The 16,565-nt window shown below is 72.3% G+C and carries 15 protein-coding genes and 2 tRNA genes; 8 read left to right on the plus strand and 9 right to left on the minus strand.

Annotated elements, in window-relative coordinates; translation table 11 throughout:
- Positions 1-4: 4 nt before the first annotated feature.
- Together ASD11_RS03145 and ASD11_RS03150 are read left to right on the plus strand one after the other, a co-directional pair.
- Complete coding sequence (locus tag ASD11_RS03145; RefSeq protein WP_056283155.1) at positions 5-2,491, plus strand: ATP-binding protein; 2,487 nt, start codon at positions 5-7, stop codon at positions 2,489-2,491.
- The gene (locus ASD11_RS03150) at positions 2,488-3,156 is read left to right on the plus strand and encodes a response regulator (protein ID WP_056283158.1); all 669 of its coding nucleotides are present in this window, start codon (positions 2,488-2,490) and stop codon (positions 3,154-3,156) included. Before ASD11_RS03145 ends, ASD11_RS03150 begins: the two co-directional genes overlap by 4 nt.
- On the opposite strand, the gene ASD11_RS03155 is transcribed toward ASD11_RS03150, so the two are convergent.
- Together ASD11_RS03155 and ald are read right to left on the minus strand one after the other, a co-directional pair.
- Positions 3,138-3,626: a tetratricopeptide repeat protein gene (locus ASD11_RS03155; RefSeq protein WP_056283160.1), complete on the minus strand. Its 489-nt coding sequence runs from the start codon at positions 3,624-3,626 to the stop codon at positions 3,138-3,140. The two genes, ASD11_RS03150 and ASD11_RS03155, sit on opposite strands and share 19 nt — an antisense overlap.
- A gap of 24 nt (positions 3,627-3,650) precedes the next feature.
- On the minus strand, positions 3,651-4,769 hold the full coding sequence (gene ald, locus ASD11_RS03160; protein ID WP_056283163.1) for an alanine dehydrogenase: 1,119 nt from the start codon (positions 4,767-4,769) through the stop codon (positions 3,651-3,653).
- 107 nt (positions 4,770-4,876) lie between these two features.
- Between ald and ASD11_RS03165 the strand changes: the two genes are divergently transcribed.
- Entirely contained in the window at positions 4,877-5,347 is a 471-nt protein-coding gene (locus tag ASD11_RS03165; protein ID WP_056283165.1) for an Lrp/AsnC family transcriptional regulator, read from the plus strand.
- Positions 5,348-5,491: 144 nt separating this feature from the next.
- Here ASD11_RS03165 and ASD11_RS03170 read toward each other — a convergent pair whose 3' ends face one another.
- Positions 5,492-6,316: an NAD-dependent epimerase/dehydratase family protein gene (locus ASD11_RS03170; protein ID WP_056283168.1), complete on the minus strand. Its 825-nt coding sequence runs from the start codon at positions 6,314-6,316 to the stop codon at positions 5,492-5,494.
- 55 nt (positions 6,317-6,371) lie between these two features.
- On the opposite strand from ASD11_RS03170, the gene ASD11_RS03175 reads away from it, so the two are divergent.
- Entirely contained in the window at positions 6,372-6,608 is a 237-nt protein-coding gene (locus ASD11_RS03175) for a hypothetical protein (RefSeq protein ID WP_056283172.1), read from the plus strand.
- 10 nt (positions 6,609-6,618) lie between these two features.
- Here the strand turns inward: ASD11_RS03175 and ASD11_RS03180 are convergent, their stop codons facing one another.
- The 4 genes from ASD11_RS03180 to ASD11_RS17685 all read right to left on the minus strand — a co-directional run bounded on the left by ASD11_RS03180 (position 6,619) and on the right by ASD11_RS17685 (position 10,676).
- A complete protein-coding gene (locus ASD11_RS03180) occupies positions 6,619-8,556 on the minus strand; it encodes a CASTOR/POLLUX-related putative ion channel (protein ID WP_082554136.1) in 1,938 nt (645 codons plus the stop codon).
- Positions 8,557-8,682: 126 nt separating this feature from the next.
- A tRNA-Lys gene (locus ASD11_RS03185) sits at positions 8,683-8,755 on the minus strand.
- Positions 8,756-8,901: 146 nt separating this feature from the next.
- The gene (locus ASD11_RS03190; RefSeq protein WP_056283178.1) at positions 8,902-10,419 is read right to left on the minus strand and encodes a phytoene desaturase family protein; all 1,518 of its coding nucleotides are present in this window, start codon (positions 10,417-10,419) and stop codon (positions 8,902-8,904) included.
- Positions 10,416-10,676: a hypothetical protein gene (locus tag ASD11_RS17685; RefSeq protein ID WP_082554137.1), complete on the minus strand. Its 261-nt coding sequence runs from the start codon at positions 10,674-10,676 to the stop codon at positions 10,416-10,418. The genes ASD11_RS03190 and ASD11_RS17685 overlap by 4 nt, the downstream gene beginning before the upstream one ends.
- 34 nt (positions 10,677-10,710) lie before the next feature.
- On the opposite strand from ASD11_RS17685, the gene glpK reads away from it, so the two are divergent.
- From glpK to ASD11_RS03210, 3 genes are read left to right on the plus strand one after another with little or no spacing between them, the layout of a single operon-like run.
- Entirely contained in the window at positions 10,711-12,231 is a 1,521-nt protein-coding gene (gene glpK, locus ASD11_RS03200; RefSeq protein ID WP_056283182.1) for a glycerol kinase GlpK, read from the plus strand.
- A 37-nt stretch (positions 12,232-12,268) separates the two neighbouring features.
- Entirely contained in the window at positions 12,269-14,008 is a 1,740-nt protein-coding gene (locus ASD11_RS03205) for a glycerol-3-phosphate dehydrogenase/oxidase (RefSeq protein WP_056283185.1), read from the plus strand.
- Positions 14,005-14,766: a DUF4097 family beta strand repeat-containing protein gene (locus ASD11_RS03210; protein ID WP_056283189.1), complete on the plus strand. Its 762-nt coding sequence runs from the start codon at positions 14,005-14,007 to the stop codon at positions 14,764-14,766. Before ASD11_RS03205 ends, ASD11_RS03210 begins: the two co-directional genes overlap by 4 nt.
- A gap of 55 nt (positions 14,767-14,821) precedes the next feature.
- On the opposite strand, the gene ASD11_RS03215 is transcribed toward ASD11_RS03210, so the two are convergent.
- Together ASD11_RS03215 and orn are read right to left on the minus strand one after the other, a co-directional pair.
- Positions 14,822-14,897, minus strand: a tRNA-His gene (locus ASD11_RS03215).
- An 81-nt stretch (positions 14,898-14,978) separates the two neighbouring features.
- A complete protein-coding gene (orn, locus tag ASD11_RS03220) occupies positions 14,979-15,581 on the minus strand; it encodes an oligoribonuclease (RefSeq protein WP_056283192.1) in 603 nt (200 codons plus the stop codon).
- A 129-nt stretch (positions 15,582-15,710) separates the two neighbouring features.
- On the opposite strand from orn, the gene ASD11_RS03225 reads away from it, so the two are divergent.
- Positions 15,711-16,517, plus strand: coding sequence for a DsbA family protein (locus ASD11_RS03225; RefSeq protein WP_056283195.1), 807 nt, complete (start codon positions 15,711-15,713; stop codon positions 16,515-16,517).
- The last annotated feature ends 48 nt before the right edge of the window (positions 16,518-16,565 follow it).

Consider the following 16,565-nt stretch of genomic DNA (forward strand, 5'->3'; position numbering starts at 1 on the left):
GTCCATGGTCGACAGCGCTCGCGGGAGCCTCCGGGTCTACCTCGGGGCCGCGCCGGGGGTCGGCAAGACGTTCGCCATGCTCGACGAGGGATCTCGGCGGGCCGCGCGCGGGACCGACGTGGTGGTGGGCATCGTCGAGACGCACGGGCGTCCCCGCACCACGGAGCGGCTCGAGGGCCTCGAGGTGGTGCCCCGTCGTGCTGTCGAGCACCGAGGCACCACGCAGCACGAGATGGACCTCGAGGCCGTCCTGCGTCGAGCGCCCGACGTGTGCCTCGTGGACGAGCTGGCCCACAGCAACGTCCCGGGCCTCGACCACGCGAAGCGGTGGCAGGACGTCGAGACGCTCCTCGCCGCCGGCATCGACGTCGTCACGACCGTGAACATCCAGCACCTCGAGTCACTCAACGACGTCACGGAGGCCATCACCGGGGTCCGGCAGCGCGAGACCGTCCCGGACCGGTTCGTGCGCTCCGCCGACGCGATCGAGCTGGTCGACATGAGCCCGCAGGCGCTGCGGCGCCGCCTGGCCCACGGCAACGTGTACGCGGCGGAGAAGGTCGACGCCGCCCTGGGGCAGTTCTTCCGTGAGGGCAACCTCGCGGCCCTGCGCGAGCTGGCGCTCCTCTGGCTCGCCGACCGCGTCGACGAGGGTTTGGACCGGTACCGGGCGCAGCACAGCATCGACTCCACGTGGGCCGCGCGGGAGCGCATCGTCGTGGGGGTCACGGGCGGGCCGGAGTCGGAGTCGCTCATGCGCCGCGCCTCCCGGATCGCCTCCCGGACCGGCGGCGGGGAGTGGCACGCGCTGTACGTGACCCGCGGTGACGGCCTGCGCCAGACCGGGCCGGAACGTCTCGAGGCCCTGCGCCGCACCACCGAGGAGCTGGGCGGCACGTTCCACACCGTCGTGGGCGACGACAGCGCCGCCGGGATCCTCGACTACGCGCGGGGCGTCAACGCGAGCCAGGTGCTCGTGGGCGCGAGCCGGCGCGGTCGGATCTCGACGCTGCTGCGGCCCGGCATCGGGGAGACGGTCATCGCGGAGTCCGGCGACATCGACGTCCACATCGTGACGCACGCCGAGGCGCGACGCAGTGCCGCCGTGCTGCGGCAGCAGGGTGCGCTCGGCCGACGACGCTCCGTGGCCGGCTTCGCCCTCGGGCTCGTCGGCCCGCCGCTCGTGACCGCGCTCCTCCTGGCGACGCCGGACCTCCACGGCCTGCCCTCGGAGTCGATGCTCTTCATGGCGCTCGTGGTGGGTGTGGCCCTCCTGGGCGGGGTCTGGCCGGCCCTCGTCGCGGCGGTCCTGAGCGGTGGTCTCCTCAACTACTACTTCACGTCGCCGCTCCGGTCGCTGCGCATCGCGAGCGCGGAGAACCTCGTGGCCGTCGTGATCTTCGTGGTGGTGGGACTGGCCGTGGCGCTCGTGGTGGACCGGGCCGCGAGGCTCGCGGTGCAGGCGGCGCGCTCGCGTCGCGAGGCCGACACCCTCAGCGTCCTGGCCCACAACCTGGTCCACGCCGGCGACGACCTCCCTCGTCTGCTCGCGGCGGCCGTGGAGCTGGTCGGGCTCCGCGGGGCGGCCGTGGTCGACGCGAACGGGTCGGTCCTCGTGGCGCAGGGCGAACCGCCCATGCCCTCGCCCGACGCCGCGCTCGAGCTCGGAGCCGGGGACCGGCTGCTGCTGCGGGGCGGACCCGTCCGGAGCCAGGACCAGCCCCTGCTCCAGGCCGTCGCGGCCCACGCCACGGTGCTGCTGGAGCGGGAGCGGGCCCGCGCGGAGAGCGCCGAGCGCCGGGCCCTCGCCGAGGGTGAGCGGATGCGGACCGGGCTCCTGGCCGCCGTCTCCCACGACCTGCGGTCGCCGTTGGCCGCGGCCAAGGCCTCGGTCAGCAGCCTGCGCGACGACTCGGTGGCATGGAGCGACCAGGACCGTGCCGACCTCCTCGAGACCATCGAGGAGTCGACGGACCGGCTCGACGCGCTCATCTCCGACCTCCTCGACATGAGCCGGCTCCAGACGGGCTCGGTCTCGGCCCACGCGCACCGCGTCGACCTGCACGCGGTCGTCCAGCGGGTGCTGAGCCGGACCCCCGCCGACCGGGTCCGGTCCCAGCTGCCCGAGGACCTGCCCGACGTGGTCGCGGACGCCGGCCTGCTCGAGCGGGTCCTCGCCAACGTCGTCGAGAACGCCGTGCAGCACGGTGCTCCCGGAGCGGTGCGCGTGGACGGCGCGGTCGCCGGTGACCGCGTGGTCGTGCGTGTGGTGGACAGCGGACCTGGCGTCGCGCCCTCGCGTCACGAGCAGCTGTTCGAGCCGTTCCAGCGTCTGGGCGACGCGCCCGGCGGGACCGGCGTGGGGCTCGGCCTGGCCGTGGCCCGGGGTTTTGCGGAGGCCATGGGCGGTAGCCTCACGGCCGAGGACACCCCCGGCGGTGGACTCACGGTGGTGCTCGACCTGCCCCTGGCCCCGAGGAGCCTGTCATGACGGTGGTGCTGGTGGTCGACGACGACGCCGCCATCCGACGCACGCTCGGCATCACGCTGCGGGCCCGGGGCTACGAGGTGGAGCCCGTCGCCGACGGCCGCTCGGCCCTGCAGTCGCTCGCGGAGCAGGAGCCCGACGTGGTGGTGCTCGACCTCGGCCTGCCCGACCTCGACGGCATCGAGGTGCTGCGTCGGATCCGAGCGACCTCGTCGGTCCCGGTGGTGGTGCTCTCCGCGCGCCAGGAGTCCGACGACAAGGTGGAGGCGCTCGACCTCGGCGCCGACGACTACGTGACGAAGCCGTTCGGCATGGAGGAGCTCCTGGCACGGCTGCGTGCGGCGATGCGCCGGGCCGGCGCGCCGGTGGAGACGGTGCGCGCGGGCGACCTCGTGATCGATGTCGACGACCGCACGGTGACCCGCGCCGGGGAGGCCGTCCACCTCACGCCCACGGAGTGGCGCCTGCTCGAGGTGCTGGTCCGCGCCGACGGGAGGCTCGTGCGACAGGCCACCCTGCTCCACGACGTGTGGGGCCCGGAGTACGAGCGCGAGACGCACTACCTGCGGGTCTACCTCGCGCAGCTGCGACGCAAGCTCGAGGCCGACGCGTCGAGGCCGGAGCACCTGCTCACCGACCCGGGTCTGGGCTACCGCTTCGTCCCCTGAGCCCCCAGCTCCTCGGCGTAGGCCGAGACCGAGCGGGTGTAGGCCGGCAGGTGGGGCGCGAAAGCGGCCAGCACGTCGGCGAGGCCCCGGCGCTCGTCGCCGAGGTCGGCGAGGGCGAGGGCGCGGAAGGCGACGGCGGCGTCCCCCAGGCCGGCCGCGTCGTCGTCGAGGAGGTCGGTCAGCAACGTGACGGCCTCGTCGGGTCGGCCGAGGTTGCGCACGGTGCTGGCGAGCTGGATGACGGCACGGGCCCGCACCTCGGGATCGAGCCTGTGCCGCAGCGCCTCGCGGTACAGGGGCTCAGCCAGCTCAGGACGGTCGGTCGCGTCGAAGGAGCCGGCGCGCTCGAACGCGGCCGGCCCGGCGGGTGCGTCACCCACCGCCTCGTCGACGAGCCGGACGAGCTCGGACGGCTCCACCTCGTCCGCGCGCGCCCAGACGTCGTCGATCCTGCTCTGCCACGTCGTCATGGCGCCATCCTGCCCCGGGTGGGGTCAGGCGGTGAGGAGGGGGAGGAGGTCGGCGGTCTCGAGGCCGAGGGCCTCGCCGACCGAGGCGTTGAAGAGCCGGCCGTCGTGCGCGTTGAGGCCGAGCGCGAGGGCGGGGTCGCTCGCAAGGGCGTCGTGCCAGCCCCGGTTCGCCAGTGCCACGGCGTACGGCATGGTCACGTTGGTGAGCGCGAACGTCGAGGTCCGGGGGACCGCGCCGGGCATGTTGGCGACGCAGTAGAACACCGACTGGTGCACCGCGAAGGTCGGGTCGGCGTGGGTCGTGGGGTGCGAGTCCTCGAAGCAGCCGCCCTGGTCGATCGCGATGTCGACGAGCACGGAGCCGGGACGCATCCGCGAGACCAGCTCGTTGCTGACGAGCCGCGGAGCCTTGGCACCGGGCACGAGCACTGCGCCGACGACGAGGTCGGACTGCGTGACGGCCTGCTCGATCGCGAGCGGGTTGGAGCGGATGGTGCGGACACGGCCGTTGAAGTGGGCGTCGAGCTCGCGCAGGCGCGGGACGCTCAGGTCGAGGATCGTCACGTCGGCGCCGAGGCCGACGGCCATCTGGGCCGCGTGGGTGCCGGAGACTCCGCCGCCGATGACGGTGACCTGGGCCGGAGCCGTGCCGGGCACACCGCCCATGAGCACGCCGCGGCCGCCGCCGTGCTTCATGAGCTGGTAGGCACCCACCTGCGTGGCGAGGCGGCCGGCCACCTCCGACATCGGCGCGAGGAGCGGCAGCGAGCCGTCGGAGAGCTGCACCGTCTCGTAGGCGATGGCGGTGATGCCGGAGTCGAGGATGGCCTGCGCGCACGCGGCGTCGGCCGCGAGGTGGAGATAGGTGAAGAGCACCTGGCCACGGCGCATGCGGTGCCACTCGGCCTCGATGGGCTCCTTGACCTTCATGACCATGTCGGCGGTGGCCCAGACCTCGTCGGCCGTGGCGAGGATCGCGGCCCCGGCGGCCACGTACTCGTCGTCGGTGATGGAGGAGCCGAGGCCGGCGCCGGACTCGACCACGACCTCGTGGCCGTGGTGGAGCAGCTCCGCGACGCCGTCAGGCGTCAGCGCGACGCGGTACTCGTGGTTCTTGATCTCCGTGGGCACACCGATTCTCATGCCTCCATGGTGAACAAATGCGCCTCGGAAGGGCAACTGATGTGAAGATGATTCTGTGAGGTGTGGTCGCTCGGCCGACTTCTTCGTACCGATGCAGGAGGACCCCCATGGCGCCGAAGGATCTTCAGGTGCTCGACGACGTCGACCGGAAGCTCGTGGTGCTGCTGCAGCGCGACGGCCGGATGCCCAACAACGAGCTGGCCCGACGCGCCGGGATCGCGCCGTCCACGTGCCTCAACCGGGTGCGGGGCCTCCAGGAGCGCGGCGTGGTCCGTGGCGTCCACGCCGACGTCGACCTGGCGGCGCTGGGGCTGACGATCGAGGCGATGATCGCGGTGGTGCTGCGCCGTGAGGCGAGGGCATCGATCCCGCGGTTCGCCGGGATCATGACCGAGAAGCCCTACGTCATCAACGCGTTCTACGTCTCGGGCTCGTACGACTACCTGCTGCACGTGGCGTGCGAGGGGACGGACGGACTGCGCGAGGTCGTGAACGACCTGAGCGTCATGCCTCAGGTGGCCGGGACCGAGACCCACCTGATCTTCGAGCACCGCCCCGGCCGGGCCGTCGGCGAGTAGCCCGTCGAGCGGTGGATCTGCCACCGAATGGTGACCACCCCGTCGGGGCGGTGGATCCTCCACCGTTTGAGCGCTCTTACGGTGGAGGATCCACCGCTCGACGAGCCGACGAGGGTCTCGGCGGTGGATCCACCGCTCCGCGGGTCAGGCCTGGGCGAGCTCCTCGAGAAGGGTGGGGCGGTCGGGCGACCAGTCGAAGGCCTCGCGGGCCGCGCTGCCGGACGCCTGCTGGTCGAGGAGGAGCGCGTCGCCGAACGCCTCGCCGAACCGCTCGTGCACGTCGTCGACGCTCGTGGGCGTGACGTCGCCGCCGGCGGCCTGCACGATCTCGCGGTGGGTGGGGTTGTGGCCGTTGGCGCCGACGTAGCGACGTCCGCCGTCGGCCTTCGTGAGGACGGCCAGGTAGAGGTCGGCGAGGTCGTCGACGTGCACCGTGGTCCAGTGCTGCGTGCCGTCGCCGATGAGGGGGCCTGCGGCGACCATGGCGGGGATGCCCTGCCCGTGGCCGTAGACCACGGCGGGCTGGACGACGCTCGCGGTGAGGCCGGAGGCGAGCAGGCGGGACTCGCGCTCGACGCGCCACGCCGTGAGGGCGGGCGCGGCGTCGGGGTCGGACTCCGAGATGTCGGAGGAGCTGCCGTAGGTCCAGATGCCGCCGGTGTGGACGTAGGACTTGTCGGTGCCGGCGAAGGCGTCCTGGACGGCGGCGAGCACGACGTCGTCCCGCTCGGGGTCCTTGCCGTCGCCGGCGGCGGCGGTGTGGATGGCGCCGTCGACCTGGCGCAGCTGGGCCGCGAGCCACTCCTGGTCGGTCAGGTCGCCCAGGGCGGCGGTGGCGCCGGCGGCCTGGACCTTCTGGGCCGAGTCCTCGCTGCGGACGACCGCGACGACGTCGTGACCGTCCTGCGTGAGCCGCGCGAGCACGGCCGATCCGATGAAACCGGTTCCCCCGGTGAGCAAGATCTTCATGTCAGGGGCAACGTCGGTCCGTCGAGGGGCTATTCCCCGCCGGTACGGTGCCGTCATGGTGAACCGAGCCCGCGCCGCGTACGACGACTCCGTCCCGGCGGCCCTGCGCGCCGCTCGCCAGGCCTTCGACGAGGCCACGGCCCGCCACGAGGCTGCCATCGCCGAGGCCCGGGACGCCTGGGCCTCCGCGCTGGCCGCGGCCGTCGAGGCCGGCATGTCCTACCGCGAGGTGGCAGCCGAGGTGGGCGTCTCGCCCACGAGCATCAGCGCCGCGCTGAAGGCGCGCGGCTGAGCGCCGGCGGCTAGCCCTCGGCCAGGACGATGACGCGGTCGCTCTCGGCGACCGTGAACCGGGTCGACTTGGCCGGGTTCACGAGGATGCCGCGGTCGCCGTCGGCCGCCACGCGGTAGCCCAGGGCGGTCTCGCCACGTCGTGCTGCTGCGGCGACGACCGTCGCGTAGGAGACGTCGGAACCCGGGTCCACGTAGCCGGCGGCGGGGCGCAGGTAGATCTCCGCGCCGTCGGCGTCGAGCAGGTCCTCGAACACCGGGCGGAGCCGGACGTTCTCCGAGAGCTGGGTCATCATGAGGCTCAGGATCTCGTCGCTGACGATCACGTCGTCGACGTGCGCCACCTGGGCCAGCGCACGGTTCCGGTCGTCGAGCATCTCGCTCACGATGGCGGGACCGTCGGTGCGTCCGCCGACGATCTCGCGCAGGTGGAGCAGCGTGACGAGCGTCTTGGCGTCGGCCCTCTGGACGTCCAGGTGGTCGGAGTAGCAGAGCACGATGACCTGGTCGTAGTCCCCGACCGGGTGGGCCTCGAGGGTCGCGCGGTCGGCGGTGCGTCCGTGGCTCACCGTCGCGGTGAGGTTCGTGAGCGGCGGCAGGACGGGGGAGCCGTGCTCGGTCAGGAGGTCGAGCCGCGAGCCGGGCTGCGCGTACTGGTCGAGCTCGCGGAGCACGGCAGGCGCGCGCGTGTTCCAGCCCAGGACGAGCACCTGGCTCGGCACCTCCGGCGCCGGACCCACGGTGCTCATGACGGACTCGTCCACGACGCCGCGCAGGGGCGGCGTGCCGGGGAGGGTGGAGTCGTCGGCGGCCACCACCACGAGCTCGCCGGTGCCCACGATGGTCTCTCCCGGAGGATTGAGCTGGACGCGGTCGTCCTTGGCCAGGCCGATGACCGAGACCTCCTCGTACGCGAGGAGCGCCTCGGCGTACGTGGACTCCGCGATGCGCGTGTCGGTGTGGAAGTAGATCTCGTCGCCGTCGAAGTCGAACAGCTCGGTGTACACCGCAGCGGCGCCGGACTGCCGGGCGCTCTGCACGAGGAGCCGGGCGATGGTCTCCTGCTTGTCGACCACGACCGTCCTGTCGCCGCCCACGAGGCGCGCGGCCTCGAGGTTCGACGGGTCCTCGATCTCGACGACGACGGGCGCCGTGATGGCGGGGTCGTGCGTGAGGGCGAGCAGGGTCTTGATGGACTCGTGGTCGGGCTCGTCGCCGCTGGCCGACAGGACGACGACGGAGCGGGCGTCGGTGAGGGCCACGAGGCCGAGGTCGCCGATGTCGAGCGGGGAGCCCGAGCGGACGACCACCCGGGTGCCGCGCAGGTCCTCGACCTTCTCGCGGATCTCGTCCTCCATCTCGACCTTGTCGCGGTCGGCCAGGACCACCACGGCGGGCCGCCGGCGGCTCTCGTTGGCGATGCTGAGCTCGCGGATGACGGCGAAGACGGCGTCGCTCCAGCCCAGGATCACGGTGTGGTCGCGCTCGATGACGAGCGAACGACCCCGCCGGAGGTCGGCCAGGCGGTTGTCGATGCCCGCCGCGATGACCCCGATGAGCGCGCTGACGATGAAGAGGCCGCCGATCGTGAGGATCAGCATCGTGACGAGGAAGCGCCACGTGCCCGTGTCGCCGGCGACCGTGCCCGGGTCGAGGGCGTGCATGAGGGTGATGAAGAGCTGGCGGAAGAAGCCGGGCCGGCTGCCGTCCTCCTCGACCGTCGACCACTGCGTGGCCATCAGGAAGAGCGAGAAGACCAGGATGAGGCCGAGGGTCGCCACGGCGAGCCAGGCCACGAGCGCGGGGGTGCCGCGCGCCATCGTGCCGTCGAACCAGTACCGCAGGCGGGCACCGCGGTCGGGCCCGCGTCCTGTCCGCCTCGTCGGCGTGCCCGACCCCGCGATCTTCCGCGTCGTGCGTTGACGGAGCTGCTGCCCGGTGCGTCCCATGGCCGAATCGTCCCGCACGGGCGGGCCCGGCGCGCCGCTTTCCCCGAACCCGCCCGTTCGTCGGCTGCCGGAGATGGACGAGGAACGGCCCCGACCTGCATCTCTGCTGGTCGGGGCCGGTGTCTGTACACCCCCAGGGACTCGAACCCTGAACCCGCTGATTAAGAGTCAGCTGCTCTGCCAATTGAGCTAGGGGTGCTCGGCTGTGCGCCGAGGAAAAACTCTAGCAGCCGGGCCCGGCCGCGACGAAATCGAGGGGGTGGGGACGGAGGAATCGACGTTCGGCCGGACCGGGGGTGCCGGATGTCGATTCCTCCGTCGCCGGGCGAGAGGTCGATTCCTTCGTCAGGTCAGGGTCTCCAGGAGGGCGTGGGCGGCGTGGTGGCCGCCGAGGCCGCTCACGGCGCCCCCGCGCCGGGAGCCGCTGCCGCACACGAGGACGCGAGGATGCGCCGTGGCGACACCCCAGCGCTCGGCCGGGGAGGTGGGGGACTCGCCCTCCCCGAGCCACGGCCAGTCGAGGTCGCCGTGGAAGATGTGCCCGCCCGGCATGGCCAGCGCCGACTCGACGTCGCGCGGTGACTTGACCTCCACGCCCAGGACGAGCGGCCCGAGCGGCTCGTCGAGGTGCTGCTCGAGGGCCTCGACCACGCGCCGGTGCTCGGCCGCGGTCGCCTCGTCGTCGGGCAGGTTCTCGTACGGCGTGTGCAGCCCGAAGTACGTGAGCGTCTGGGCGTCGGTCCCGGCCAGGTCGGGTCCGAGGATCGAGCGGTCGGTGAGGGTGTGGCAGTAGAGCTCGCCCGTCGCGAAGGCCGGGGTCCCCGCGACGGCCAGGCGGTGCGCCTCCTCGAGCTGGTCGAGGGACTCGTTCACGTGGAAGGTGCCGGCGAACGCGACGGCCGGGTCCAGGCCCGACCGGAGCCGGGGGAGACGGGACACGAGCAGGTTCACCTTGAGCTGGGAGCCGCTCGGCCGGGGCCGGTCGCCGACGCCCTGCAGCCGGTCGAGCTGCCACGGCGCGATGCCGCTGAGCACGTGCGACGCAGTCCACGACCGGTCGCCCGACCGGACGGTCACGTCGTCGGGACCGGGCTCCACCGACGTGACCTCGACGCCGGTCAGGATCTCGACACCCGCCGCACGGGCCACGCGCTCCAGCTCGCCGGTGACGGCGCCCATGCCGCCCACGGGCACGCGCCACTCGCCGGTCCCGTTGCCCACGAGGTGGTAGAGGAAGCACCGGTTCTGCACGAGCGAGGGATCGTCGAGCGAGGCGAACGTGCCGATGAGGGCGTCGGTGGCCACGACGCCGCGCACCAGGTCGTCGGCGAACCTGCGCCGCACGGCCGACCCGAGCGGCTGCTCCACGAGGTCCGACCAGATGGTCCGGTCGACCCGCCCTCGCAGGTCCTCCACCCGCGGGAGCGGGCCGAGGAGCGTCGGCGCCACGACCCCGGCGAGGGTGGCCACCTCGTCGTAGAAGGCGTTCCATGCGGCCAGGTCGGCGTCGTCGCCCGTGAGCCGGCGGAACGACTCCTCCGTGGCGGGGCCGGGGTCGGTCTCCACGAGCAGCCCGTCAGGCGTCCCGTCGTCGTGGACGTACGGCGTGAAGGAGGCGGTGGGCCGGGACCGGAGCTCGAGCTGCAGGCCGAGGTCGTCGACGAGCTCGGTCGGCATGAGGCTCACGAGGTAGGAGAAGCGCGACAGGCGGGCGTCGAGGCCGTCCCACGGCCGCTCGCTGACCGCCGCCCCGCCGACGTGGTCGAGCCGCTCGAGCAGCGTGACGCGGAGCCCGGCGCGAGCGAGGTAGGTGGCCGCCACGAGGGCGTTGTGGCCCCCGCCCACCACCACGACGTCGGTCATGACGCCGGACCTGCCAGGAGCGAGCGCCGACGTCGCCACGAGAAGGCCGAGAGCAGCCCGAGGGCGGAGAAGGCCGACAGGACCGAGCCGGCGCTGAACGCCGACCCGACCGACGCGAACGAGCCGACGGACCCCACGCAGAGGCACGAGTGGGACGACCCGATGCTCAGCACGGAGTGGCTCGAGCCCACGGAGAGGAAGGAGTGGTCGGAGCGCCACGACCAGCGGGACGTGGGGACCGGTGTCGGGGAGATCACACCCCGAGCCTAGGGCCGCACTAGGGTGACGCGCATGACGCAGCAGTACGTCGGCGCGATCGACCAGGGGACCACCAGCACCCGGTTCATGATCTTCGACCACGACGGTGCCGAGGTGGCGCGGCACCAGCTCGAGCACGAGCAGATCCTGCCGCGGGCGGGCTGGGTCGAGCACGACGCCCAGGAGATCTGGTCCTGCACCCAGGACGTGGTCAAGGGGGCGCTCGAGTCCGCCGGTCTCACGGCGGCCGACCTCGTGGCCGTCGGCATCACCAACCAGCGCGAGACCACGGTGGTGTGGGACCGCCGCACCGGTGAGCCCTACGCCAACGCCATCGTCTGGCAGGACACCCGCACCGACAAGATCGCCGCCGTCCTCAAGGCCGAGCACGGCGACACGATCTGCCACAGGTCGGGCCTCCCGCCGGCTGCCTACTTCGCCGGCGGCAAGCTGAAGTGGCTGCTCGAGAACGTCGACGGCCTGCGCGACGACGCCGAGGCGGGCCACGCGATCTTCGGCACGATCGACTCCTGGCTCATCTGGTGGCTCACGGGCGGCCCGGCCACCGACGACCGCCCCGAGGGCCGGCACGTCACCGACGTCACCAACGCGAGCCGCACGATGCTCATGGACCTGGAGTCCCTGGCGTGGGACGACGAGCTCGTGGAGATCCTCGACGTCCCGCGGCAGATGCTTCCGGAGATCGCCTCGTCGTCGGAGGAGTACGGCCTCACCGTGGCGGACGGGCCGTTCGGCGCCGAGGTCCCGGTGGCCGGCGACCTGGGCGACCAGCACGCCGCGCTCTTCGGACAGGTCTGCTTCGAGCCGGGCGAGCTCAAGAACACCTACGGCACCGGCAACTTCCTCGTGCTCAACACGGGCGAGGAGATCGTCCGGTCCACGCACGGCCTGCTCACCACGGTGGGCTACAAGCTCGGCGACGCACCCGCGGTCTACGCGCTGGAGGGCTCGATCGCCGTCACCGGCTCCGCCGTCCAGTGGCTGCGCGACCAGCTGGGCATCATCAGCGAGGCCGCGGAGGTGGAGGAGCTGGCCGCGTCGGTCGACGACAACGGGGGCGTGAGCTTCGTGCCCGCCTTCTCCGGACTGTTCGCCCCGTACTGGCGGCCCGACGCCCGAGGCGCCCTGGTGGGTCTCTCGCGGTTCAACACCAAGGCCCACGTGGCCAGGGCCACGCTGGAGTCCATCTGCTACCAGAGCAAGGACGTCGTCGACGCCATGGTGGCCGACGCCGACCTCGACCTGAAGATCCTCAAGGTCGACGGCGGGATCACCGCCAACGAGCTCTGCATGCAGGTCCAGGCCGACGTCCTCGGCGTGGAGGTGAGCAAGCCCGTGGTCCCCGAGACGACGTGCCTCGGCGCCGCCTACGCCGCGGGCCTCGCGGTCGGCTTCTGGTCGAGCACCGACGAGCTGTCGCGCAACTGGTCCGAGGCGCAGCGCTGGAGCCCCACCACGGAGGAGTCGGAGCGGGCCGAGGGCTACGCCCAGTGGAAGAAGGCCGTCGAGCGCACGCTCGACTGGGTGGAGTGAGGGCGCGGCTGCCGTCCGACACTGGTTGACTGGGGGCATGCGCGCCGTACCGCTCTCTCCCCAGACCCGACAGGCCGCCCTCGACGCCATGCGTGAGGAGACCCTCGACATCCTCGTCATCGGCGGGGGAGTCGTCGGCGGAGGGGCGGCCCTCGACGCCGCGACCCGCGGGCTCGGCGTGGGCCTCGTGGAGGCCCGCGACTTCGCGTCCGGGACGTCGAGCCGGTCCAGCAAGCTCATGCACGGCGGCCTGCGCTACCTGGAGATGCTCGACTTCCGTCTCGTGGCCGAGGCGCTCAAGGAGCGTGGCCTGAACCTCCAGAAGCTCGCACCCCACCTGGTCCGTGAGATCCCCTTCCTCTACCCGCTCACCCGCCCCGTCTGGGAGCGGTTCTACGCCGGCTCCGGCGTGGCCCTCTACGACGCCATGAGCAAGGCCTCCGGGTACGGCGAGGGCTTCCCGGTCCACCGGCACCTCACCCGCAGGGGCGCTCGCCGCATCATGCCCTCGCTGCGCCGCGACGCCCTCGTGGGCGCGCTGAAGTACTACGACGGCCAGGTCGACGACGCCCGCCACACGATGTTCCTGTCGCGCACGGCCGCCGCGTACGGGGCCCACGTGGCCAGCCGCACGCGCGTCGTCTCGCTCCTGCGTGAGGGCGACCGCGTCACGGGGGCGCGGGTCAAGGACCTGGAGTCCGGCGACGAGTTCGACATCCGCGCGCGGGTGGTCCTCAACGCCACCGGTGTGTGGACCGACGAGACGCAGTCGTTCGCGGGGGAGCGCGGCCAGTTCCACGTGCGGTCGTCCAAGGGCGTCCACCTCGTGGTCCCGCGCGACCGCATCCGCGGCGACGCCGGACTGATCCTGCGCACCGAGAAGTCGGTGCTCTTCGTCATCCCGTGGGGTCGGCACTGGATCATCGGCACCACCGACACCGACTGGAGCCTGAGCAAGGACCACCCGGCCGCGAGCCGCTCCGACATCGACTACCTCCTCGAGCACGTGAACCGCGTGCTCGTCGAGCCCATCACGCACGACGACGTCGAGGGTGTCTTCGCCGGTCTGCGTCCGCTGCTCGCGGGCGAGGACGAGGCCACGAGCAAGCTGTCGCGCGAGCACGCGGTGTCCACGTCGGTGAAGGGCCTCGTGGTCATCGCCGGCGGCAAGTACACGACCTACCGCGTCATGGCCAAGGATGCCGTCGACGCCGCGGTCCACGGCATGTCGGCGCTGCTCGACCGCAAGGTCCCCGAGTGCTGCACCGAGGACGTCCCGCTGCTGGGCGCCGACGGCTACGAGGCCATGTGGAACCAGCGTGGCCGGCTGGCCGCCCAGCACGGGATCGGCGTCGGGCGCGTCGAGCACCTGCTGCGGCGCTACGGCTCGCTCATCACCGAGGTCCTCGACCTCGTCACCGCGCAGCCCGACCTCGCCCGGCCGCTGGACGGCGCCGACGACTACCTGCGGGCCGAGGTGGTCTACGCGGCCACCCACGAGGGCGCCCGGCACCTCGACGACGTCATCGCCCGCCGCACCCGCATCTCCATCGAGACCTTCGACCGCGGCACCGACGTGGCCGAGGAGGTGGCCGAGCTCATGGGCGACGTCCTCGGCTGGAGCCAGAAGCAGCGTCGGACCGAGGTGGAGCACTACGTCAAGCGCGTCGAGGCCGAGCGCGAGAGCCAGACCATGCCCGACGACGAGACCGCCGACGCCGCCCGCATGGGCGCGCCCGACGTCGTGCCCGTCTCGCACGCGCGGAACGCCTCATGACCGATCCCGCCGACCCGCTGCTGCGGGACGAGGAGCTCGACGACCCGTCGCCCATCGCACGGACCATGCTCACCGTGCTGGTCACCGTCCTCGTGGCGGGCCTGCTCGTCGGCGGTCTGGCCGTGGCCTCGGTCCTGTCCAAGAAGACCACCACCCAGGTCTCCCGGGTCGACCTCGCCGACGCCGCCCAGCTCTCGGTCCAGGCTGGGAAGGCCGACGTGCGCTTCGTGGAGGGTCGCTCGGACACCCTCGTGGTCCGCGCCCGGGTCACGAGCGGCATCCGGAAGACCGCGTACACCCTGCAGCGCAAGGGCAGCGACTTCGTCGTCGACTCCTCGTGCCAGACCTGGCTCGCTCCGGGCTGCGGCGTGCAGGTCACGTTCGAGGTGCCGCCCGGAGTGCCGCTCGTCGTGGCCACCGACGCCGGCGACGTCCGGCTCGACGGTCTCGAGGGCCGCGTCGTCACGGTGGCCACGCGCTCGGGCGACGTCGAGGCCGACCGCCTCGCGGTCACCGAGCTCTCGGCCACCACCTCCTCGGGCGACGTCGACGCCTCGTTCACGAAGCAGCCGTTCGCACTCAAGATCACCACGGGCGACGGCGACGTCGACGCCGAGGTGCCGAGCGGCGACGTCGGCTACGCCGTCGACGTGAGGTCGAGCTCCGGCGACGTCGAGAACGGCCTCACCGACGATCCCGGCGGACAGGGGATCGTCCGGGTCAGGACCGGTGCGGGCGACGTCGAGCTGGGCTCCTAGGGCGCTCGCCCGAGACGGGCGAACCCCCGCGCGCCGAGGCGCACAGGGGTTCGAGTGGGGTGGATGACGGGACTTGAACCCGCGGCCACCGGCACCACAAGCCGGTGCTCTACCAACTGAGCTACACCCACCACTGCCGGCCCGCGCGAGCGCGAGCAGCGTCGACGACTATATCGCAGGGGTGCGGTGGGCCTGACCGTGAGGGGTGGGTCTCAGTGTCGTGCGGCGACGATCTCCGCCGCGACGGCGCGGGCGGACTCCGTGTCGGGGCCGGGCTCGGGCACGAACACGGTGCGGCGGTAGTAGCGCAGCTCCTCGATGCTCTCCGTGATGTCGGCGAGGGCGCGGTGGCCGCCGGCCTTCTCGGGCGACGCGAAGTAGGCCCGGGGGAACCACTGGCGAGCGAGCTCCTTGATGGAGGAGACGTCGATGATCCGGTAGTGCAGGTGTCCCTCGAGCGCCGCCATGTCGCGCGCGAGGAAGGCCCGGTCGGTGCCCACGGAGTTGCCCGCGAGCGGGGCCTTGCCGGGCTGCGGGATGTGCTGGCGCACGTAGTCGAGCACCTGCTCCTCGGCCTCGGCGAGGGTCACGCCCGCGTCGAGCTCGGTGAGCAGGCCCGAGCTCGTGTGCATCTTCGTGACGACCTCGTTCATCTGCTCGAGCGCCGCGGCCGGGGGCTTCACGACGATGTCGACCCCTTCGCCCAGGACGTTGAGCTCGAAGTCGGTCACGAGGGCCGCCACCTCGACGAGGGCGTCGTCGACGAGGGAGAGCCCCGTCATCTCGCAGTCGATCCACACCAGCTTGTCATTCACCCGATCCACCCTAGGCCGTCCGTCCCACGACGGTCGGCCGGTACGCTCGGGAACCAGGACCGGGGGCCGTACGTTGTTCTCCTCGGTGCCTCCGCACCTCATCATCGTCCGACCAGGAGATCCGCAGCCGTGAGCAACGACCGTCAGCAGCGCGCCGCCCGAGCCGAGCAGATGCGCAAGGAGCGTGAGAAGGCCGACAAGAAGCAGCGGAACCTCATCACCGTCGCCATCGTCGTGATCGTCGTGGCGCTCGTCGCCGCCGGCGGCTGGGCCATCGCCAAGACCTCGTCCGAGAACGCCGTGGCCGAGGACGTCGTGCCGCCGGCCAGCTCCACCAAGGACTTCGGCATCACCTACACGCCGGAGGACGCGGGCGCGTCGGCCGCCGTGGTCAAGAAGAGCGCCGACCCCGTCACGGTCGTCCTGTACGAGGACTTCCAGTGCCCCGTCTGCAAGCAGTTCGAGGCCGCCTTCGGCGCCGCGCTCGACGGGCTGGTCAAGAACGGCGACATCCAGATCGAGTACCGCCTCCTGAACTTCCTGGACAACAACGGTGGCAGCCCCAACGGGTACTCCGGCCGCGCCGGCAGCGCAGCCCTCTGCGTCTACGACGCCCAGGGCGGGGCCGCGTACAAGAAGGTCCACGACGCCCTGTACGCCGCGCAGCCCGAGGAGGGCACCAACGGCCCCGAGGCGCCGGAGCTGATCGACACCGTCAAGACCGCAGGCATCACCACGAACGCGGCTCTGGAGTCCTGCATCAAGAAGGAGAAGTACCAGCCCTGGATCGAGGAGGGCGTCAAGGACTCGCGCGAGAAGAAGGTCAGCGGCACCCCCACCGTCATGGTCGACGGCAAGACCGTGGAGGGTCAGGGCGGCGGCGTCCCGACCTTCGACCAGATCCAGGCAGCCGTCACCGCGGCCAAGAAGGCCTGACCGCACCACTGCACAGCCCGTGGCTCGGACTCACCCCAGGGTGAGTCC

Origin of the sequence: Aeromicrobium sp. Root495 (assembly GCF_001426755.1) — a bacterium.
Lineage (GTDB): Bacteria > Actinomycetota > Actinomycetes > Propionibacteriales > Nocardioidaceae > Aeromicrobium.